Raw genomic sequence first — 21,578 nt, 5'->3', positions numbered from 1 at the left:
CTCATGTCACTCTTCCGTGCGCTCGAAGCCGCTCAGGTTGATCCGATCGAGCTGCGAGAGAATCTCGCGCTCTCGGCTGTGGTCTTCACCGAACTCGATCGGCTCTTCGTCTTCGTTCAAGACCTCGACTGAAAGCCCGAGGCTACGCAGCTCTTTGACTAACACTTTGAACGATTCCGGCACACCGGCTTCGACGATCGGCTCCCCTTTGACGATGGCCTCGTAGGTCTTGACGCGCCCGACGACATCGTCCGACTTGACCGTCAACATCTCCTGCAGCGTGTGTGCCGCGCCGTATGCCTCCAGCGCCCAGACCTCCATTTCCCCGAAGCGCTGGCCACCGAACTGCGCCTTGCCGCCGAGCGGCTGCTGCGTCACCAGCGAATAGGGACCGGTCGATCGTGCGTGAATCTTGTCCTCGACCAGGTGAACGAGCTTCATCATGTAGATGATGCCGACCGTGACTGGACGATCGAACTTCTCGCCGGTTCGCCCGTCATACAATTCGACCTTCCCATCCTCAGGCAAACCCGCTTTGCGCAAGAGTTCGCGGATTTCTTCCTCCTTGGCACCGTCGAAGACCGGGCTCGCGACCTTGATGCCGAGTGTATGAGCTGCCCAACCGAGATGTGTCTCGAGAATCTGACCCAAATTCATGCGCGAAGGGACGCCGATCGGATTGAGGATGATGTCGACCGGTGTTCCATCCGGCAAGTACGGCATGTCCTCGATCGGCACGATGCGCGAGACCACCCCTTTGTTGCCGTGCCGACCAGCCATCTTGTCGCCCTCGGAAATCTTCCGTTTCTGGGCGATGAAAACGCGAACCATCTCGTTGACGCCGGCTGGCAGCTCGACGCCGCTCTCGTCATCGCGCCGGAACCGCTTGACGTCGATGACGATCCCGTGCACGCCATGGGGCACGCGCAAGCTCGTATCCTTGACGTCCCGCGCCCGCTCGCCGAAGATGGCGCGCAGCAAGCGCTCCTCCGCCGACAGTTCCGTTTCGCCCCGCGGCGTGACCTTACCCACGAGAATGTCATTGGGACCGACCTGCGCACCGATCCGGATGATCCCGTCGGCATCGAGATTGCGCAGGCTGTCCTCACCCACATTCGGAATGTCGCGTGTGATCTCCTCCGGTCCCAACTTGGTATCGCGGGCCTCGCACTCGTACTTCTCGATGTGGATCGAGGTATACACGTCTTCGCGGACCAGTCGCTCACTGATGAGGATCGCATCCTCGAAGTTTCCACCCTCCCACGACATGAAAGCGACGAGGACATTTTGTCCGAGCGCGAGTTCGCCGTTTTCCGTGCTCGAGCTGTCGGCGATCACGTCGCCTGCCTCGATCCGCTGCCCCTTCTGCACGATCGGGCGCTGATTGATACACGTATCCTGGTTCGACCGGACGAACTTCCGCAGCTCGTAAACCCGCTCGTTGCCGTCATCCTCCAACACGACGATGCGGCGCGCCGTGACCGATTTGACGATGCCTCCCTTCTGCGCGACCACGACCTGACCTGAATCGCGCGCTGCCTGGTACTCCACACCGGTTCCGACGATCGGGGCGCGCGGACGCAGCAGGGGCACTGCTTGCCGCTGCATGTTGGCACCCATGAGCGCGCGGTTCGCATCGTCGTGCTCGAGGAACGGGATCAAGGACGCCGAGACCGAGACCACTTGCTTCGGCGAGACGTCCATGTAATCGACTTTCTCGGGAACCTCCAACACGAACTTGCCCGCGCGCCGCGCCTCGACCCGGCTAGCCACGAACCGCATGCCCTCATCGAGGGGAGTATTCGCTTGCGCGATTGTAAAATGTTCCTCCTGATCGGCCGTGAGATAGTCGACCTCGTCGCTCACGAACGGCTGGACATCGACGCGTGCGACCCCAGCCGCGATCAACCGGTCGCACAGCCCCCGGTCGACCGTCGTGCCGCGGCCCGCGAGCAACTCACCTGTGGCCGGATCGACGACATCGGTGCGAAGAATTTGGCCGATGAGAAGATCCGCCTGGCTCGGCAACTCGATTTGCCGGTAAACCCGGCGATAGGGTGCCGTGATGAAGCCGTACTCGTTGACCTTCGCATAGGTCGCCAACGACGTGATCAATCCGATGTTCGGGCCTTCTGGAGTTTCGATCGGGCAGATCCGTCCGTAATGCGAGTCGTGGACGTCGCGCACCTCGAAGCCTGCCCGCTCGCGATTGAGCCCTCCCGGACCGAGCGCCGAAACGCGACGCTTGTGCGTGAGCTCAGCGAGCGGATTGGTCTGATCCATGAACTGCGAGAGCTGGCTTCCCGCGAAAAACTCGCGGATGGCGGCACGCAACGGCCGAGTGCTGCTGATCAGGCTTGCAGGGGTCGCAGTGTCGATATCGACGATCGTCATCCGCTCGCGGATCCCGCGCTCCAGGCGCTGGAGTCCGGTCCGCAAATGCAACTGAATCAGTTCACCGACTGTGCGCACGCGCCGGTTGCCCAGGTGATCGATGTCATCCGGTCGATCGAGTCCTCGATTGACGAGGATCATGGTCCGCACCAGCGCAGCCAAGTCCTCGCGCGTGAGAACCCGCACGTCAGCAGGCGTTTCCAGCCCCAGCCGCTTGTTCAGCTTGTACCGACCGACTTTGCCGAGATCGTAGGTACGCGGATTGAAAAAGAGGCGTTCGATGAGCGCGGCAGCGTTCTCCCGCGTCGGCGGATCCCCTGGGCGCAAGGTCTTGTAGATCTCCATTTGAGCTTCTTCGCGGCTCTTCGTTCGATCTCGCTCGATCGTCGCCGCGATGTAGCGATGATCGGGATCGGTATCGACATCCGCAAACAGCTCGAACAAGTCCTCATCGCGCCCATAACCGACCGCACGGAGAAGGACCGTTACCGGAATCTTGCGCTTGCGATCGATCTTGACCGACAAGACATCGCGATTGGAGGTCTCGAACTCGAGCCATGCTCCTCGAGTCGGAATCAGTTTGGCCATGCACAGCTGCCGACCGGTAGCCGGGTCAGGCTCGAGTTCGAAGTACGCTCCCGGCGAGCGAACGAGTTGGGAGACGACGACGCGCTCCGCCCCATTGATGACGAAGGTCCCGGTCTCCGTCATCATCGGAAAGTCGTCGATATAGATATCGCTCTCCTTGACCTCACCAGTGTCGCGGATGACGAGCCGAACGCGAAAATACAGCGGAGCGGCATACGTCATGTCGCGCTCGCGACAAATCTCCGGAGTGTAGCGTGGCCTTTCGAACCAGTGGCGCAGAAAGTGGACTTCGAGCTTCTGGTTGTAGTCGATGATGGGCGAAAACTCCTCGAGGAGTTCTCGCAATCCTTCAGTCTTGAACCACTCGAACGACTTGAGCTGCAGCTCGATGAGGTTCGGCATTTCTAGTACGGTCGGAATGCGGGCGAACGAAACGCGCCCGACCCCGAGATTCGACCGTACCTGGCGAACTGCGGACGATGGCATCGCGGTCGCCCCTGTCGTCACAGTCATCCTTCTCCCTATCCTCTTGCTGGACGCTCGAATGAACAGTTACTCGGGGATACGTCACGAACTACGTAGCCGTCGAGACCTCACGGCACGAAGCGCGCGACGCGCGACGGAAAAACGCAGAGCCAAGCGGACACTGCCGCTCGGCCTCACTGGTTGCGCTCTGCATTGAGCTCCACGCCGCCTCATGCGTGCGCGTCACCTCTTCGCAAACGCCTAGCTTATCACGGACGCTGCCACGCTGTCAACCCCATCCCATCGTTGCACGAAAGCGATTGCCACATTCGAGGACGCTCCGACACGTTGCGCTCCAGAACCGGAGGAGTGGAGAGCGGCGACCCCTTTGGGTTTGGGTTCCGACGTCGCTCGATCGCACGACCGACTTGTGGCGGCGTGTCGATCCCTCGACATGACGGACCGTTTGCAGGACGATTCGGCACGCGAGCGAAGGTTGCCGACACGCCACTGTGCACACGTCCGTCTCACACATCGACCTCCCTTCTCACGAGAAGGGAAAGGGACTGCTCACTGAATGGTCGCACGAGACGCACCCTTGCACGGCCGAGGCGGAACGTGCTACAGTTCTTGCAGCGTAACGAGCGCCCGTAGCTCAATGGATAGAGCGTTTGCCTCCGGAGCAAAAGGTTGCAGGTTCGAGTCCTGCCGGGCGCACCAGGTGAACCGATCTCTCCACTACCAACGATGGCTGTGCTCGGAAATTTCCCATTCGGCGCGGAGAAGATCGCGACGGCGGCGACGCATCCGCACGAGCCGGTACCAGAAGGTGATGGGACCCCACACGAGAAGAACGAGTCCCGCGACCCAGGCAACATGGTTCAGCGCTAAGTACCAGACGGTCGGCCACTGTGCGGAAAAGAGGATCGCCAGCAGGATCGTCCAAAGCTTGAAACCGACCACGATCCCGCCGAACCACCATGCCATTTGGCGCCAAGCGTTTCGCTCTTCCATATCGCCAGTGTACTCCCTCATCGCTTCGCGCGCCACCGCTTTCCTCCGGGTCTACAGCGCTCTACACTGTCCGTACGACCTTGCTATACTGCCATTGCCACCTGGTCGTCGAGCTGCCACGCTTCGCGATGCTGTTCCGTCTGGCGCCTCGCGCGTACGCCAGTTCGATGGCCCGCAACGGAGTGGCACACTGATGAGAGCGAAAGGAGCAAGGCGATGTTCCGACGCGAGCCGCGCGACCCCTTGGAACGCCAGCTGTCGCAATTTCGCCAACAACTGGAGCAGACGACTGCCGACGAGGAACTGGCCCTGGACGAGGATCTGCTGCCCCGACCCACCACTGAATCATCTGCACCGTCTCCCCGAACCAGCGTGTGGCAGCCCCCGGAGCCTCCGGCTCGCCAATCGGCTACCCCGGATCGCATCCTGAGTATCGTTGCAGCCAACGCACGTTGGCAAGGAACGCTCCAAACAGAGGGATCCGTGGTCGTTCACGGGCACATCGAGGGGACGATTCAGGCTGCCCATGACATCACCATCGCCGAGGGCGCGACGGTGCGAGCAGACATTTCAGCTCAGCAGGTGATCGTGCACGGGTCAGTGCAGGGACGCATCGATGCCCGAGGTCGACTGGAAATCCATCCGGGAGGTGAGGTCGTCGGTGAGGTTTCCGCTCCATCCCTCGTTGTCCACGAGGGCGCACGCCTCTCCGGCAAATTGAAGATGGGTGTAACGGAGTCGACCGACTCCGCGCAAAGTCCCGGAGGGTCTCGATGATCGAGGATCGGACCGGTTCCCCCATGCGCCCGATCGAAAGTCTCACGCTCATCGATCGTTACACCACGGTCGAAGGGACACTCTTGTCGTCCCGGGACATCCGCATCGAAGGGGAACTTCGCGGCACGCTCCAGTGCGAAGGAGTAGTACACGTCGCCGAGGGCGGACGAGTCGACGCCACTGTCGAAGCTGCCGCGCTCACCGTCGCTGGTCAGCTTCGCGGCTCGATCACCTGTCGAGGCAAACTGCATATTCTGCGAACCGGTCGGGTGACCGGTTCCATCACGACTACCTCGCTCGTGATCGAGGAAGGCGGTCGCTGCGAGGGAGAACTCGCGATGGGGAGTACGCTTGGTGGTGCATCGCTTCCGCGCGCCGACCAGGAACACGTCAGCACGCTATTCACCGAGTCGGTATCGCACACCGCGGAGAGCACTGCATCGTAGCGTCGGCAGGATTGCCGGTATACTCGACCTGTGCCCCGACGCGGGGTGTGCATAAACATGGAGTGAAAACGGGACGATGACGATCGAAAGAAAGTGTGGAACGTGTAAGTACTTCGAGCCCGCACCGCTGTGGCGCAAGGGTTGGTGCCGCCACCCGCTCCTGTATGCCCCCCATCAGAGCCATCTCGTGAGCGAAGACGATCTCGATTGCGACCGCGGCATGACGAACTACTGGGAGCCGGCGGAGCAACCAGTTCGTGAGCGACCGGAAGAGGCGACGCACGAGTATCGGGTGATCCAAGTTGGCGATAGTCGGGGAGAGGAAGGGAGAAGTGGCTGGACGGGTCGAGAGCGAGAGCGAGGGCCAACGATGAGTTTTTACCGTGATGAGCCGCCCGATCGCGATCCTGAAGCTGAAGAGCCGACGATCCCGCCCTTTGCGAATCGGCCACCGACGAGTACCCCGTTCGGGCCCCAACACTCGTACACCTATCGCACGGACGAGCGATATTGGACAGACTACTTGCGTGTCGCCGCACCAGTGCTTGGTATCATCCTCATGCTCGGGCTTGCCTGGTTCTGGATCAACCAGTTTCTCAACCGGGGCGAAGTCGTCCCCACTGTTACACCCCAAGTAATCACCGGTCCTACTCCCACTCCCCAAGGGACACCCGTGGGGCTCATCGCGGTGACTCCTGCTGCCACGAGCCAGACCCCCACCCGCGCCGCATCGCCAACGCCGCGAACGACGATCGGGCCTGGAGCGACCGTCGTCGTCGCCAATACGGGTGGCGCCGGCGTGAACTTCCGTTCCGCGCCGAGCACCAGTGCCGACGTCATCGAGCGGCTTCCCGAGGGAACCGAACTGACAGTCGTCGGCGAGTCAGTGACTGCCGACGGCTACGTTTGGTGGCCAGTCAAGTACCAGGATCAGACCGGATACGTCGTGGCTGACTACCTCGAGTTGGCGAAGCCGTAATCGAGGCCGAGGCGTGTTATACTCCTGATGCCGGCCGCTGCGCCGGACGAAGCACGTACCTGGACCGTGCCCGGTGTGCTGGTAGGGATAACGACCCTCCAGTTCCAGCGCGGGTCGAAGGGTGCGGATGACGAACACCGGTCCATGTAAAAGGAGTGGGAACGTGTCCATCGCCGAACACGAAACAGAACAGATCCCCTTGAAAGCCCTTCTCGAAGCCGGTGTGCACTTCGGGCACCAGAGCAAGCGCTGGAACCCGAAGATGCGACCGTACATCTTCGGTGAGCGCAACGGCATCCATATCATCGATCTCCGCCAAACGGTGAGGCTGTTGGCTGAAGCCGAGGCGTTCGCTCGTAATCTCGCTGCTCGCGGCGGTGTCTTCGTCTTCGTCGGCACCAAGAAGCAAGCACAGGAGATCATCCGGAGCGAAGCCGAGCGCTGTGGTATGTATTCGGTCACGGAACGCTGGCTGGGAGGGACACTGACGAACTTCGTGACCATCCGCCAGCGACTGCGCTACCTCGTTCAGCTCGAAGAAGAGGTGCGCAATCCCAACTTCGCTCTTCTTCCCAAAAAGGAACAAATGCGCAAGCTTCGCGAACTCGCTAAGCTCGAGCGAACGCTGGGCGGTCTGCGCGGTCTGTCGCGCCTTCCGGACGCTCTCTATGTGGTCGACCCCAAGCGTGAAGCGATCGCCGTCGCCGAGGCGCGTCGACTCGGTATACCGATCATCGCGATGGTCGACACCAACTGTGACCCGGATGTGATCGACTATGTCATCCCAGCAAATGACGACGCGATCCGTTCTATTCGCTTGATCACCGGTCGCATCGCTGACGCCATCCTCGCTGGTCGCACGATGTACGAAACCGAAGTGGGTGCCGGCGAACAAGTCGCGATCGAAGAAGGAGAACTGCCCACATACGAACTGTTCGACGAAGAGTACGTGGAACTGCAGGAAGAACTCGACGAAGAGATCGAAGAAGAGGAGCAAGGATCGCTCGAAGCACGCTTGCCCAAGCACAAGTACTGATCACTCGGCAGTGAGGGATGCCGGCACAGTCGTGCCGGCCAGTTTGTGCCTGACGAGCAGAGACTGAAGGAGGGACCGGTGACGATCACGACGGCGATGATCAAAGAACTGCGCGAACGAACCGGCGCGGGAATCATGGACGCCAAGCGTGCGCTCGAGGAGGCTGGTGGCGACATGGAACGAGCAGCCGAGATCCTGCGCCAACAAGGACTCGCCCGCGCTGCTCGCAAAGCTGGTCGCGCGACCGGCCAGGGGCTCGTGCACGCCTATATCCACGGTGGTGGACGGATCGGGGCACTGATCGAGGTCAACTGCGAGACTGATTTCGTTGCCCGAACTGACATTTTCAAGCAATTGGTGCACGATTTGGCGATGCAGGTCGCTGCGACCGCTCCTCGCTATGTGTCTGTCGAGGACGTCCCACCGGATATCCTGCAAGAGGGCATTCAGGAAGCTGGATCACGCGACAAGTTTCTCCAGCAAGTCGTCCTCCTCGCCCAGCCGTTCATCAAAGACCCCTCGAAGACAGTGGAGGAGGTCATCCAGGAAGCTATCGCACGGCTAGGTGAGAATATCCGCGTGCGACGCTTCGCGCGCTTTGAACTCGGTAGCGATGAGGCATGACGCGGGCGAGTGAAGCGAACACACGACCTCGATACCACCGAGTGCTTCTCAAAGTCTCCGGTGAAGCGCTGATGGGAGAGGAAGGTTACGGTATCGACCCCTCAGTAGTGGCGCGGCTCGCCGAGGAGATCGCGCGAGTGGCTGCGCGCGGCATCCAGGTAGCCATCGTCGTCGGCGGTGGGAATATCTGGCGCGGCCTTGCCGCCAGTGCCCGCGGCATGGATCGGGCAACTGCTGATTACATGGGCATGCTCGCGACGATCATCAATGCCCTGGCTCTGCAGGATGCACTCGAGCGCCAAGGCGTACCGACACGGGTGCAAACAGCGATCGAGATGCATCAGGTTGCAGAGCCGTACATCCGCCGCCGCGCCATTCGTCACATGGAGAAGGGGCGGATCGTCATCCTCGCAGGCGGAACAGGGAATCCCTACTTCACCACCGATACAGCAGCCGCACTGCGTGCTGTCGAACTCAATTGCGACGTTTTGTTGATGGGAAAATATCGGGTCGACGGCGTGTACGACGACGATCCGCGCCGGAATCCGCGGGCACGGAAGTATCGGGTGATCAGCCATCAAGAGGCACTCGAGCGGAATCTGCGCGTCATGGATCAATCTGCACTCGCTCTTTGCCGCGAAAACGATCTCCCGGTGATCGTCTTTGACCTTCTCACACCAGGTAATATAGAGAAAGCAGCGCTCGGTCACGAGGTCGGTACGCTCGTCTATTCCGGTGTCACGTCCTACGCCTGAACGAGCGGTCGGTCATCGGAAGGAGTGATCGCGATGATCGACGAAATCTTGCGCGACGCCGAACAACGCATGAAGAAAAGCATCGAGCTGCTCCGGCAAGAGTTAGCCGGTATTCGCGCCGGACGAGCTGCACCGAGTTTGCTCGAGCACCTCGAGGTGAACTACTACGGAACCCCGACGCCGCTCAACCAACTCGCGACGATCAGCGCGCCGGAAGCTCGCCTGCTGGTCGTTCAGGTATGGGATCGCAATGCGGTCAGTGCAGTGGAAAAGGCCATTCGCCAGTCCGAACTCGGCCTCAACCCGTCCGTCGACGGACAGACATTGCGCATCCAGTTGCCTCCCTTGACGGAGGAGCGCCGACGACAACTCGTCAAACTCGTCCATGAAGAGGTGGAGGAAACGAAGGTCGCGATCCGGAACATTCGTCGCGACGCACTCGCTGACATCAAGGATCTCCTCAAGAACAAGGAGATCAGCGAGGATGACGAGCGACGAGCCGAGCAACGGCTCCAAGAACTCACCAACCGCTACATCGCAGAAGCCGACAAGCTCGGAAAGCAGAAAGAACATGACATTCTCGAAATCTGAGCGGTCACTGACTTCTGACCATCACGAATCCGTATGCTCAGATCGTGTGCCCGTCCATGTCGCCATGATCATGGACGGGAACGGTCGCTGGGCTACCCAGCGTGGTCTTCCCCGGTTGGCTGGTCACCGCGCGGGCACGGAGAATATCCGACCCATAACCTTCAAGGCGGCTGAACTGGGAATCCGTTATCTGACTTTGTGGGCCTTTTCCACCGAGAATTGGCGACGGCCCCGTGATGAAGTCGAAGGACTCATGCAGATCTTGAGCGAGGTCATCGAGCGGGAGACGGAGGAACTGCACCGCCACGGGGCACAACTCCGTCATATCGGTAGTCTCGAGGGGCTCTCACCTTCGCTCCAACGGCAGATTCACGAGGCGATCGAGCTCACGAAACACAACGACCGGATCGTCTTGACGATCGCTTTCAACTACGGTGGACGCGCCGAACTCGTTCAAGCGATTCGCCGAATCGTCGCAGAGGGTATTCCTGCCGAAGCGATCGACGAAGCGACCGTCGAGCGGTATCTCGACACCGCGGGTATGCCCGATCCAGATCTCATCATCCGCACGTCCGGCGAACTGCGAACCAGTAACTTCTTGCTTTGGCAAGCAGCATACGCCGAATATTATTTCACCCCAACGCTCTGGCCCGACTTCACACCCGAGGAATTCGAGCGAGCGGTTCGTGACTTTCAGCGGCGCGAACGTCGCTTCGGCGGGCTGCAGTCAGCCCCCGTATCACTGACGGCCACGGACCCGTGCGCCAGCGCACCCTGAGTGCCGTTTTCGTCGTCCTAGTCACAGTCGTGCCTGCTGTCCTGGGCACGGTGAGCTTGCTCGCTCTCCTCCTCGTCGTGACGGTCCAGGCAGCACGGGAACTGTCGCGCGGCTTCTCCCGCAGCCTTCCTCTTTCCGTCTCCTCCGCGAGTGTGACGATACCAGCTGCCATCCTTCTCATCGTCACCTTTTTCACGACATCGGGTACGCTCCTCCTTGCCGTCAGTGTCCTCGCTCTGTTCCTCCCACTCGCCTGGTATGCCCGCGTCGATGACCTGCAGCGAGGGCTTCGCGCCGCACTGACGGCATCGTTCGCAGCCCTCTACCTCGGCCTCCCACTCGCGTCGGCGCTCGCTCTTCGCTCTCTCGAGGGCGAGATGACGAGTGTGTGGATCCGCGCACTCGCACGAACTGCTGGCAACGAGCAGACTGCCCTCGGGCTGGCATGGATCGGCTGGGTGATCAGCATCACCTGGCTCACGGACACGAGTGCCTATCTGGTCGGTGCACGCTGGGGACGCCACAAGCTCACGCCACGCTTGAGCCCTGGAAAGACGCGCGAAGGCGCGCTGGCTGGGCTCCTTACCGGCGCCGTAGTCGGCGCACTCGGCCCGTCGATCTTCGGGCTGCCGTTCACCGCCTGGTTCGGTGCTCTCGCGGGCACAGTACTTGCCGGGCTCGCCGAACTTGGGGATCTGGCTGAGTCGTTTCTGAAACGTGGTCTCGGGCTCAAAGACTTCGGAACCACTATCCCCGGACACGGTGGGGTGCTCGATCGCATCGACGCGCTACTGGTCACGATTCCCGCCACCCTGCTCCTTGCTACACTCCTGGGTGGGGGGCACACATGAGACTCGGTGTGAGTCTACTCGGCTCGACAGGATCGATTGGACGCCAGACTCTGGAGGTGATCGCGGCGCATCCTGACCGTTTCCGGATCGTCGCACTGGCCGCTCGTAGCCAGGTCGATGTGCTCCAACAGCAGGTACGGATCTTCCGTCCCGAGCTCGTCGCGATCGCGCAGGAATCTTACGGCACCTCCTTTCCGGACACCCGCGTCGTGAGCGGCCCGGCTGGGCTGGTGGAAGCCGCAACCTATGAAGCAGCGGACATCGTCGTGATCGCCCTCTCGGGCAACAGCGCTATCGAGCCGACGCTCGCCGCAGCGGCAGCTGGCAAGACACTCGCCCTCGCCAACAAAGAGAGCGTCGTCTGCGCCGGCCCGCTACTCCGCGACATCCAGTCGCGAACTGGCTGCCAGTTGCGGCCAGTCGATAGCGAGCACAGCGCCCTCTGGCAGCTGCTGCAGTTACCCCATCGACCAGCGGAAATCGCTCGCGTTATCCTCACTGCATCGGGTGGGCCGTTTCGCGACCGACCGATCGAATACCTGAACCAAGTGACACCGGATGAGGCACTCGCTCACCCGACTTGGCGGATGGGCCCGAAGATTACCATCGATTCAGCGACCCTCTTGAACAAGGGGCTCGAGCTGATCGAGGCACACTGGCTTTTCGATCTGCCGTTCGAGCTCTTGGACGTCGTGATCCACCCGCAGAGCATCGTGCATGCGCTGCTAGCGTTCGTGGATGGGACAACCGTCGCGCATGCAGCCTATCCAGATATGCGCCTGCCCATTCAACACGCACTCTTCTATCCAGAGCGCGTCGCGAGCACGGTTCCTCCACTCGATCTCGCACGGATCGGCCTGCTCGAATTCTTCGCCCCTGATACCGAGCGATTTCCCGCGCTCCCGTTAGCCCGCGAAGTCGGCATCGCCGGTCGCACCTATCCGACTGTTCTCTGCGCAGCAGATGAGGTCGCAGTCGAGGCCTTTCTCGCCGGCCAAATCCCCTTCACGGAAATCGTTCCGCTGATCCGCAATGTCCTCGATCGTCACCAGCCAGCCAGCGAACCACTAACATTGGAAGCCATTCTCGCTGCTGATCGCTGGGCTCGCACTGTAGCCCGCGAACTTCTCGAGCGCACGATCCGTCACGCTTGAAACTGCTCCGTTGCGCGAGCGAAGGCGAGGACGACCACTGCCGATGCGCCCGCCTGTACGAGTGCAGTCGTCGCAGCGGCCACTGTCGCGCCCGTTGTGATCGTATCGTCGATCAGCAACACCGTGCCTTGCAGCGGAGACCCCGACCAGACGAAAGCACCAGCGACATTTGTCCACCGTTGCGAGCGAGTCCGACCGACTTGAGAGGCGGTGTCTCGAATTCGCTCGAGTCGATCATGAATGGGAATGTCCAGTTGGCCAGCGACCGCTTTTGCCAGTAACGCGCTTTGATTGAATCCGCGCTCACGCCAACGCAGCGGGTGAAGGGGTATCGGTACGACGCAGGTCAACTCGCATCGCCACGGTGCGACGATTTCTGGGCTGACCCGCCCCAATTCGCTCGCAAGCTCTTCCATCCGGCGGCGCTCGCCACGGTACTTGGCGCGATGCAAGGCGGCACGAACCGGTCCTCGATAGACGTACAACGCTCGTGCGGCGATGAGTGCTGCGGGCCAGTCGGCGCAATCGACGCACACTGCACAGGGTTTCGGCACGAGACCATCACAACGGACACAACGGGGGTGGCAATCCGCAACCCGGACCAGACTCCGCCGGCACTCCGAACACCACCACGCTCCAGGCCACCCACATCCGCCGCAGGTCGGCAGGAAAAACCAACGTTCCAAGCAATCGCGAAGCGCCACTAGAACGGCGCGGTGACCGAATTGTCTTGCCACGACACTGCTTTCCCATCGGCTCGGCGAAGACCCAACCTGCGTCCTGGCACTAATCCGAACTTGCGAGCGGTTCCAGCAGGCAATTCTATGACGATTTGACTTCTCCGACAGATCGGACCGATTCGCTGTGGTCGCACATTTTCGACGACACGTTGTACTGTTCCCCGGTGATCGAGAAACAGGACATCGATCGGAAAGCGCATCCCAATGGTGTGGATCGCCGAGCACGGACGAAGCACGAGTGCCTGATCAGCGCAGAACTCCTTGCGTCCGATCAAGCCGCGGAGCCGGCTCCACCAACTGGCAGCGAGCTCTGCCCGTTCAGCGATGCAGCGGCCACTCTCCACCTCAATAAGCCGCCATTCTGCGCTCTGGGTCATCCCGCTTCTCCTCGCTTTCCCTGCTACCATGGTGCTTCGGGCGGATACTCGATGACGGACAGGAGACTGACGACACAACTCCCGCGCTTCGGAATCGCTCTCCTCCTCGTCTTTATCGGCTTCCTCACACTCGCTCAACACGCCTTTGCTCACGCTGTCCTGCTGTCAGCCGACCCAGCACCGAATTCCCTCCTCGATCGTCCGCCGAGAGAGGTCACCTTGACCTTTTCGGAGCCGATTACATTGATCGGCTCTGGAGTGACGATCGTCACCCCCGACGGTCGGACGATCCGTACCCCTGCTGTCGAGACCAGCGCGGAGGGCACCGTTTTGCGATTTCCCTGGGATCAAAACCTTTCGCAGGAGGGGACATACCTCGTCCGGTACCGAGTGCTGGGACGCGACGGTCACCTGATCGCTGGCCATTCTGTCTTTTCTATCGGTCGTGTGACTGAACCCTCGCCCGTCTCGGCATCTGGCTCTGCGCAACCGATTCTAGAAGCTCTGGCGCGCTGGCTTCACCTCTTGGGTCTCGTGCTCGTCGCCGGAAGCGTGACCATCGGACTTCTCGGACGCGGTATGCACGAAATCGAGTCGATCGCTCGACGGCTTATCCGGATCGCTCACCGCGGACTGCTGCTCATCATGCTGGCCAGCTTCCTCCTGCTTGCAGCACTGTTCGCGCCACCGCCGAACATGGCAGACCCGCTCGTGCTGCGTTCGATCGTCACCACACCGACCGGCCAGCTCTGGTCAGTCAGCATCGTCGTTGCACTCGCCGGTTATCTCTTCCTCCTCGCGAGATTCACGGTCAGCAGCGCCTTGGGCTCGCTCCTGCTGCTCGGACTGGCGCTCGCGGTACTGCGTGCCGCCGCTGGCCACGCCGCCACGAGTACCTATCCCCTCGTCAGTGTCGCTCTTGCAACGATTCATCTGGCTAGTGCCGCGGTGCTCGCTGGGGGTACTTTAGTCGGACTCTCTCTCGCACGCCCTCTTCTCAGGGCTTCCGATCGCTCGCGTGCAGCTGCTGAGCAGCTCCTTCGCCGGTTCGCGCCCGTTGCCCTCGTCTGTGTCGAACTCTTGACGATCAGTGGTGCGTACGCGCTCTGGACGAATGTCGCCGATCCCTCACAGCTGCTCACGACCACCTATGGTCGCATGGTGAGTCTGAAGCTCGTCGTTGCGGGCATCTTCGGTCTGACAGCCACAGGGGCGACTCTTCACTGGTTCCGCAGGCGTGCTGTTCCGTGGTCGCTCGTACGCCTGCAGGGAGCAGAGATTTTTCTCATCCTCGTTCTCGCTACTGGGCTCGTCATGCTCCCACCAGCACGTCGTTTCGAGCCGTCACGTCCCTCACAGCCTCCCCTCACGCTCGCGGCCAATGCTGGTCCCTACTTGGTGACACTCTCGATCGAGCCGGCACGCCCTGGACCGAACGAACTCTCGCTCATACTCAGCGCGCCGAACGGAGAATCGATCAGGGACGCAGTGGTCGTCGCTCAGTTCAGTGCAGCGGATGGACCGCGCGTCGTCGAGCTGCAGCGAAGCGCCGCTACCTATACGGGGACGATCGTACTCCAACAAGATATCTGGGAAGTGCTGGTTCACGTCAAGCGAGCGAGCGAGCCGCCACCGCCACCGGCTCGTTTTCGGGTACCGATTCCTGTGCCGGATGCGCGGATTCTGCTCGAGCGCGCTGATGCAGCGATGAATGGCCTACGGGCAGTGGAAGAGCGAACGACGCTGACGAGTGGAGGACCAGTCGTGGAAACCGTGATCCAGTACCAGGCACCGGATCGTGCAGCCTACACGGTCACGACTGCCGGTCGCCTTCCTACCGAAACGATCATCATCGACGACCGACGATACGATCGTGCTGGTGGTGGACCATGGACCGCGACACCATGGCCAGGAAGCGAGCCGTTCCAGTGGCCAAACTTCCGCTATGCGCGAACCGCCGAAGAGGCGCGTCTCCTCGGCATCGAATCGATCGACGGCACACCGTGCTACGTCTTATCCTTTTTCGATCCGACGAGCGAAACGCGATACCAGATGTGGATCGGCATGTCGGATTTTCTGGTTCGCCGATACGAAATGATGGCGATCGGTCACTATATGGTCGGGTCCTTCACGCGCTTCGATGACCCGACGATCGAGATCGATCCCCCTCGGCTGGACGACTGACTCCTTTCGTCACTAGCTAGCGGAACGCCTCGACGATGCGCGGGATGGCTGGCCCCAAGATCACGACATACAAGGCAGGGAAGATGAGGAACACCATCGGAAAGATCATCTTGATGGGAGCTTTGTGCGCCAGCTCCTGCGCGCGTTGCCTCCGACGCAAGCGCATCTGATTCGCCTGGGCCCGAAGCACTTGGCTGATGCTGACGCCGAGTTGGTCTGCCTGGACAAGCGAAGCGATGAAAACGTTCAAGTCATCGACGTTCACTCGTCGGGCAAGGTCACGGAGCGCCTGTCGCCGCGGAACCCCCATGCGCATCTCCGAGAGGGTACGGGCGAACTCTCGGGTCAACTCGTTATCCCACTTTTCGACCACACGCACCAAAGCCTGATCGAACCCCAGCCCCGCCTCGACGCTGATGACCAAGAGGTCGATGGCATCGGGAAGGGCTCGCTGGATCGCTCGTTTCCGTTCCGCGATCCGTCTGCTCAACCAAACGTTGGGCAATATCCAGCCGAGAGCAGCCAATACGAAAGGCAAGCCGATCCGGTATTGAACCGGCCCGCTCCCGGCAAGAGTCAGGGCGATCGCAAACAAGGCCAGGGTGAGCGCGAGTCCGAGGCGGAGGCCGAGGAATGTCAACGGACGCAATGATCCACTCAGACCTGCCTCGACGAGTCGTTGTTCGAGCCTCTGCAGCGATGCCCCAGGAGTGAACCGCAAAACCACGTGTGCGAGCCTCTCGGCAAGAGGCAGAATCACTCGGTGCCGAAAGGGAACCGACAGCTCGAGATCGTCGAGTGACGGGGGACGCTGTGCGAAACGAGCTAAGCGCTCCTCGAGCACGACTTGGCGCCGTTCGGCACGCAGTCCGAGCACCATCACCACTAAGCCAGCAGCGGCTAAAACGAGACTTGCAGCAGCCAGCATCGTACACTCCGAACGATGAGCTTCTAGACCTCGATCGCCACGATTCGGCGCATCACGATGAATCCGAGCACCATGCAGATCACGGCCCCGATCGGCATACAGATCCAGGGCCAACTCAATAGGCTCAGCAAATAACTAGGATTCAAGAGAAAGATAAGGACTGCGAGCCCCACAGGCAAAAGTGAGATAATGTAGCCAGATAGGCTCTGCTGGGCTGTCAAAACACGGATTTCACCCTTGATACGCACGCGCTCTCGAATCGTTTCACCGATTACTTCGAGAATCTGGGCAAGATTGCCGCCGACCTCGTGGTTGATGGCGATCGCTGTCACCAAGAGATCGAGATCCTCGCTCGGTATCCGTTCGAGCAGATGGTCGAGCGCCTCCTGGAGGGGAACACCGAGGCCCACTTCGCGAACGACTCGCCTGAACTCTTCCGACATCGGTGGCGCAGACTCCCGCGCGACTAAGTCCATCGTTTGGAGCAGGCTGTAGCCAGCACGCAATGAATTCGCCATGAGCCCGATCGTGTCGCCCAGCTGGTTCACGAACTGTTGCAGGCGGCGCCGACCTCGCCAGAGGACATAGTAGTGCGGTGCCACCCAGCCACTGACTGCGAAGACCAGGCCAGTGAAGAGCCCGAGCAGAGGTTGCGTCATCCCTCGCCCGAGCAGGAATCCGATCACGAAGGCAACCAGCGTCACTGACCCGCGCAAGATCAGGAACTCACCCACGGTCAGACGGATATCGGCTCGAGCCAGACTCATGCGAGTCGCTTCTGCGAAGCGTCGTCCGCGAACAGCACGATCCAGCTGGCGAGCCAAAAGATGAGGTCCCCCGTTCGATTCCTCCTGCGCCGACTCGCTGCGCGCGAACTGTTCGAGTCGATGATCCAGTGAATGACTGCGCGACCGTGCGTGCAGACCCGCCAGTACGAGCATCACGGCAGCTCCAGCGAGGGAAACAGCGATGAGGAGTATCGGATCCTCGAACACCGACTACCTCCCGAAAGGTCGCTGATAGCTCACACCGAAGATCTGCGGAGGCAAGTAAATGTTGGCGACCTCGAACTTTTCCACGAACTTGGGACGCACGCCAGTCGGTCTGATGCGCCCGAGTACCTTCCCGTTTTCGAAGCCTGTTTGCTCGAAAACGAAGATGTCTTGCAGGACGATGACGTCACCTTCCATTCCCTGAACCTCAGTAATCGCGACGATCTTCCGCGACCCGTCCTTGAGACGCGCCATGTGAATGATCAGATCGAGTGCGGATGCGATCTGCTCGCGGATGGCCCGCACCGGCAAGTCCATACCGGCCATCAGCACCATCGTCTCTAAACGGTGAAGCGTGTCGCGAGGGCTGTTCGAGTGGACTGTGGTCATCGACCCGTCGTGACCCGTATTCATCGCTTGCAACATGTCGAGCGCTTCGCCACCGCGGCACTCGCCGACCACGATCCGGTCGGGTCGCATCCGCAAGGCATTGATCACCAGGTCCCGAATCGTGACTTCACCCTTCCCCTCGATGTTGGGCGGTCGAGACTCCAAGGTGACGACGTGCTCCTGACGGAGCTGAAGTTCGGCAGCATTCTCGATGGTCACGATCCGCTCATCACTAGGGATGAACGACGAAAGGACATTGAGCAGCGTCGTCTTGCCTGAACCGGTTCCCCCCGAAACGACGATGTTCAAGCGCGCATTCACGCACGCCTGCAAGAACTGAGCGATCTCGGGGGTCATGGTACCGAAACGAATCAAATCATCGACCGTCAACGGATCGCGACTGAATTTCCGAATAGTCAAACAGGGTCCGACCAGCGATATCGGTGGTATGACGGCATTGATTCGCGAGCCGTCAGGGAGCCGAGCATCCACCATCGGCGAACTCTCGTCGATGCGCCGTCCGAGCGGTGATACGATCCGGTCGATGATGCGCATGACATGGTCGTCATCATCGAACACGATCGCCGTTTTCTCCAATTTGCCGTTCCGCTCGACCCACACCTGCTTCGGGCCGTTCACCATGATCTCGGTCACGGTGTTGTCCTTCAGCAAGGGCTCGATCGGGCCATAACCGAGAATTTCTGCAACGATCGCTTCGAACAGCCGGTATCGTTCGGTGCGACTGAGGACGATTCCCTCTGAATCGAGCACCGAGAGGAACGTTTCCTCGAGGGTACGGCGTACACGATCAGGGTCGCTGAGATCCATGCGCGGATCGAGTTCAGCGATTATCCGCTGTTGCACTCTCCCCTTGAGCTGTTGAAACGCATTCTCGTCGGATGGAGCCACTACACTCGCCCGCAGACTAGGTCGTTTGAGAGTCTGAGCGAGTTGGCCACTTCCTGTCGGTCCCCGCCACTGCTCTGACTCGTCTGCGCGATCGGCTGGCACTTCGGGTGCGAGCGGTCCAGTCTCACCTGCCGAGCTCAATCGCCGGAGCAGCGACATGGCACTCATTTCCTCCCGTTCGTCCATCGGTCAGACACGCTCAGGAAAGGTAGGCGACGTTTGCGAACCCCTGCGTGCAGCACGGCTTCTCGCGACCCGTTCGCCAGGAGTTCCGCCAGCTGCATCAATTCAGCCGTGATGCGATGCTGCCGGTGCTGCCAGGCGAGCGGCGTGCCCTCGTTGATGCTTCCGGTCACCGCCTGCGGATCTGACGAGATACGGATCGGAATGGACAAGCGTAGACTCGCTTCTACCTCCTCCACAGTCAGTCCGCTGCCGGAGCGCTGCTGATTCAAGACGAACACGATCCGCTTCTGCTGGAACCCGAGTCGCTCGACGAGTTCCAGGAAACGTTTGGTCTCTTTGATGGCCGTCATTTCGAGCGTCAAAATCCAAATCAACGTCGAGGCGACATCCGCACAAGCTAAGGTGATGTCGTCATACCCGCCGCGTGTGTCGACGATGACGAAGTCAGCACGGCGCCGCAGTTCTGTCAGCACTTCCTGGACACGCTCAGCGCCGATCCGCTCTGCGTCCTCGAGTTGCGCCGGAGCGAGCACGACTCCAACTTCGCTGACATGGCGGGTCAAGAATTCGTGAATGAGTTCACCATCGAGTGGACCAGTGATCCGCGCCAGATCTGTCCAGGAACGGTGCACCGGAAGATTGAGAAGAACAGCGACGTCTCCGCGCATGAGGTCGGCATCGACCAGTACGACCTCACGGTGCAGTGCGCGCTGAAGACAAATCGCGAGGTTCGTAGCCACGAACGTTCGACCGACACCGCCCTTGCTCCCGAGTACCACGACGACCTGTCCCTCGCGCGTCGTGACTGGTTCGTGCGCCGCAACGAGCGGAGCAGCAAAGACGGTTGCGGGAGCGGTCGCTATCGACCGTGGATTCGCCACGCGGCCCACACGCCGGACAGCCTCGATGAGGTCATCGTAGCTGAATGGCTTACTGAGATACTCCCGCGCACCGGCCAGCATCGCCCGACGCAAGATCTCGGGATCCTGTTCCACACCGAGCAGAATGACTCCGATCCCAGGCGCGCGCGCCGTGATCGCGCTCGCGACCTCGATCCCATCGAGGTCTGGCAGTGTCTGGTCGAGCAGAACGACGTGTGGAGCCAGTCGAAGCACAAGGTCGATCCCTTCTTCACCGCGCGACGCTTTGCCGACAACCCGGAAGTCGGGTTCGAAAAGGAGCAGTCGCTCGAGGTTGTCCCGACTCTCCGGGATATCGTCGACGATTACGATGCGCAAAGTGCTCTCGCCCGTCATCGCGGCCCCCCGCTGACCACCACCGTCCCTGGAACTGGCAGTCCATACCGCTCGACCAGGCGGTCGTAGGTCACTCCATCCGTTTGCACCGGCTGTGCATCGCCCCGCGCCCGGAGAATTACCTGATACCGGACGTTTTGATCGAGGAGAAAGCTGATCAGCTCGGCCTGTTCTGGATCAGCCTCGACGATCAAGAGATCGACCGGTGGTAAAGTCGCTTCGTTGGCCGTCGGCGTGGGAGTGCGCGTCGGCTCGGTACGGGTAAGTTCAGAACCCGCGTGGCCGGGCGGGCTCGCGACCACCGACGTTCCCGCAATGACCTGGAGGATGCGGAGGTTTTGAACGATGATTTTTGTGACTGGCTGCCCCTCGCCCGTGTCGCTGATCACGATCCGAGAACCTGGCTCACCCGGATAGGGGTAACGACGAGACTGGCTACTCCCGCTACCGGGTTCGGGAAGTTCGACCGACTCGGGCGGTGGACTGAAACCCTGTGCGCTGTCGGCGAGTTCGAGTGGTTCAGTAGGAAGAATCCGCACGAGATCGACTCGCCCGGCATAGATGAGATCGATCGAGTCGTTGGGTTGGAGTAAGCCGCCGAGCGCATTGATTCGATCCACCGGGATGGCCACGGCACGCTTGCCGGGCTGCACAGTGTTCGAGACACTGGGCAAGACGAGATTCGCCAGCAAGATGCGCTGCCCAGCAACGAGATCACCGGCGACGACGAGCCCGATCACTTGATCAGGCTGTCGCGCGGTGCCGGGTGCGACCGAGGCAGGATCCGTCTCCACGACTGTCACATCCTCGCTTGTCAGCACTGAACCAGCACGCACGTCGCGCGCGGCCACGACCACCTGTGTGGTAGGCGTGACTGTCTGCGTTGGCATAACCGGCTCACGTTGACGCTGCAGGGCGATGAGACCGAGAACGACCGCGACCGCTGCCAGAACGAACCCGGCGAGAAGATACAGGCGACCCGCTCGACGCATGGTGCCTCCCGCCACGAACCATTCTCATCATCGTTTCCACGGCACGGGAGAAGTCCCGCCACATAGGTGAGAAGTATGAGAGACCTAGCCAATACGAGGGATGCCTGACCGGGAAAGACAGGTCACTCAGGCGATCTTCAACTCGAGAAGATCGCTGTCCACGGACGAGACC

At 60.9% G+C, this 21,578-nt stretch carries 20 protein-coding genes and 1 tRNA gene; 12 read left to right on the top strand and 9 right to left on the bottom strand.

The features are described from left to right. Window positions 1-6: 6 nt before the first annotated feature. Window positions 7-3,495, bottom strand: a complete 3,489-nt coding sequence (rpoB, locus tag ACWIVK_RS04945; RefSeq protein WP_448575468.1) for a DNA-directed RNA polymerase subunit beta — start codon at window positions 3,493-3,495, stop codon at window positions 7-9. 596 nt (window positions 3,496-4,091) lie between these two features. Here rpoB and ACWIVK_RS04940 point away from each other — a divergent pair. After that, a tRNA-Arg gene (locus ACWIVK_RS04940) sits at window positions 4,092-4,167 on the top strand. 18 nt (window positions 4,168-4,185) lie between these two features. Here ACWIVK_RS04940 and ACWIVK_RS04935 read toward each other — a convergent pair. Next, a complete protein-coding gene (locus tag ACWIVK_RS04935; protein ID WP_448575467.1) occupies window positions 4,186-4,461 on the bottom strand; it encodes a hypothetical protein in 276 nt (91 codons plus the stop codon). A 216-nt stretch (window positions 4,462-4,677) separates the two neighbouring features. Between ACWIVK_RS04935 and ACWIVK_RS04930 the strand changes: the two genes are divergently transcribed. The 10 genes from ACWIVK_RS04930 to dxr all read left to right on the top strand — a co-directional run bounded on the left by ACWIVK_RS04930 (window position 4,678) and on the right by dxr (window position 12,452). Beyond that, window positions 4,678-5,238 (top strand): bactofilin family protein, encoded by a 561-nt coding sequence (locus tag ACWIVK_RS04930; RefSeq protein WP_448575466.1) that lies wholly within the window; start codon window positions 4,678-4,680, stop codon window positions 5,236-5,238. Further along, a complete protein-coding gene (locus ACWIVK_RS04925) occupies window positions 5,235-5,684 on the top strand; it encodes a bactofilin family protein (protein ID WP_448575465.1) in 450 nt (149 codons plus the stop codon). The genes ACWIVK_RS04930 and ACWIVK_RS04925 overlap by 4 nt, the downstream gene beginning before the upstream one ends. 76 nt (window positions 5,685-5,760) lie before the next feature. Then, the gene (locus ACWIVK_RS04920) at window positions 5,761-6,663 is read left to right on the top strand and encodes an SH3 domain-containing protein (RefSeq protein WP_448575464.1); all 903 of its coding nucleotides are present in this window, start codon (window positions 5,761-5,763) and stop codon (window positions 6,661-6,663) included. 163 nt (window positions 6,664-6,826) lie between these two features. After that, window positions 6,827-7,699, top strand: a complete 873-nt coding sequence (rpsB, locus tag ACWIVK_RS04915) for a 30S ribosomal protein S2 (protein WP_448575463.1) — start codon at window positions 6,827-6,829, stop codon at window positions 7,697-7,699. A gap of 78 nt (window positions 7,700-7,777) precedes the next feature. Further along, on the top strand, window positions 7,778-8,323 hold the full coding sequence (locus tag ACWIVK_RS04910) for a translation elongation factor Ts (RefSeq protein ID WP_448575462.1): 546 nt from the start codon (window positions 7,778-7,780) through the stop codon (window positions 8,321-8,323). Continuing rightward, window positions 8,320-9,078: a UMP kinase gene (gene pyrH / locus ACWIVK_RS04905; protein ID WP_448575461.1), complete on the top strand. Its 759-nt coding sequence runs from the start codon at window positions 8,320-8,322 to the stop codon at window positions 9,076-9,078. The genes ACWIVK_RS04910 and pyrH overlap by 4 nt, the downstream gene beginning before the upstream one ends. A gap of 33 nt (window positions 9,079-9,111) precedes the next feature. After that, window positions 9,112-9,669 carry a ribosome recycling factor gene (frr, locus tag ACWIVK_RS04900; protein ID WP_448575460.1) on the top strand — a complete coding sequence of 186 codons (558 nt, stop codon included), beginning with the start codon at window positions 9,112-9,114 and terminating at the stop codon, window positions 9,667-9,669. Further along, on the top strand, window positions 9,650-10,447 hold the full coding sequence (locus tag ACWIVK_RS04895) for an isoprenyl transferase (protein WP_448575459.1): 798 nt from the start codon (window positions 9,650-9,652) through the stop codon (window positions 10,445-10,447). Before frr ends, ACWIVK_RS04895 begins: the two co-directional genes overlap by 20 nt. After that, on the top strand, window positions 10,429-11,298 hold the full coding sequence (locus ACWIVK_RS04890) for a phosphatidate cytidylyltransferase (protein WP_448575458.1): 870 nt from the start codon (window positions 10,429-10,431) through the stop codon (window positions 11,296-11,298). Before ACWIVK_RS04895 ends, ACWIVK_RS04890 begins: the two co-directional genes overlap by 19 nt. Beyond that, the gene (dxr, locus tag ACWIVK_RS04885) at window positions 11,295-12,452 is read left to right on the top strand and encodes a 1-deoxy-D-xylulose-5-phosphate reductoisomerase (RefSeq protein WP_448575457.1); all 1,158 of its coding nucleotides are present in this window, start codon (window positions 11,295-11,297) and stop codon (window positions 12,450-12,452) included. Before ACWIVK_RS04890 ends, dxr begins: the two co-directional genes overlap by 4 nt. Here dxr and ACWIVK_RS04880 read toward each other — a convergent pair. Further along, the gene (locus ACWIVK_RS04880; protein ID WP_448575456.1) at window positions 12,443-12,988 is read right to left on the bottom strand and encodes a ComF family protein; all 546 of its coding nucleotides are present in this window, start codon (window positions 12,986-12,988) and stop codon (window positions 12,443-12,445) included. The two genes, dxr and ACWIVK_RS04880, sit on opposite strands and share 10 nt — an antisense overlap. Window positions 12,989-13,155: 167 nt before the next feature. Further along, window positions 13,156-13,569, bottom strand: a complete 414-nt coding sequence (locus ACWIVK_RS04875; protein WP_448575455.1) for a DUF192 domain-containing protein — start codon at window positions 13,567-13,569, stop codon at window positions 13,156-13,158. 51 nt (window positions 13,570-13,620) lie between these two features. Here ACWIVK_RS04875 and ACWIVK_RS04870 point away from each other — a divergent pair, with 51 nt between their 5' ends. Next, window positions 13,621-15,753, top strand: a complete 2,133-nt coding sequence (locus ACWIVK_RS04870; RefSeq protein WP_448575454.1) for a copper resistance CopC/CopD family protein — start codon at window positions 13,621-13,623, stop codon at window positions 15,751-15,753. A gap of 16 nt (window positions 15,754-15,769) precedes the next feature. On the opposite strand, the gene ACWIVK_RS04865 is transcribed toward ACWIVK_RS04870, so the two are convergent. Genes ACWIVK_RS04865 through cpaB form a run of 5 tightly spaced genes read right to left on the bottom strand, consistent with a single transcriptional unit; the run spans window position 15,770 to window position 21,406 of the window. Then, the gene (locus ACWIVK_RS04865) at window positions 15,770-16,681 is read right to left on the bottom strand and encodes a type II secretion system F family protein (RefSeq protein WP_448575453.1); all 912 of its coding nucleotides are present in this window, start codon (window positions 16,679-16,681) and stop codon (window positions 15,770-15,772) included. A 23-nt stretch (window positions 16,682-16,704) separates the two neighbouring features. Then, a complete protein-coding gene (locus ACWIVK_RS04860) occupies window positions 16,705-17,676 on the bottom strand; it encodes a type II secretion system F family protein (protein ID WP_448575452.1) in 972 nt (323 codons plus the stop codon). Window positions 17,677-17,679: 3 nt separating this feature from the next. After that, window positions 17,680-19,131, bottom strand: coding sequence for a CpaF family protein (locus tag ACWIVK_RS04855; RefSeq protein ID WP_448575473.1), 1,452 nt, complete (start codon window positions 19,129-19,131; stop codon window positions 17,680-17,682). A gap of 5 nt (window positions 19,132-19,136) precedes the next feature. Beyond that, on the bottom strand, window positions 19,137-20,414 hold the full coding sequence (locus ACWIVK_RS04850; RefSeq protein WP_448575451.1) for an AAA family ATPase: 1,278 nt from the start codon (window positions 20,412-20,414) through the stop codon (window positions 19,137-19,139). Beyond that, entirely contained in the window at window positions 20,411-21,406 is a 996-nt protein-coding gene (cpaB, locus tag ACWIVK_RS04845; protein WP_448575450.1) for a Flp pilus assembly protein CpaB, read from the bottom strand. The genes ACWIVK_RS04850 and cpaB overlap by 4 nt, the downstream gene beginning before the upstream one ends. Window positions 21,407-21,578 lie beyond the last annotated feature (172 nt).

It is taken from the genome of Thermomicrobium sp. (assembly GCF_053493975.1).
The sequence above is the reverse complement of the archived record's forward strand: the minus strand, read 5'-3'. Positions and strand labels throughout refer to the sequence as shown.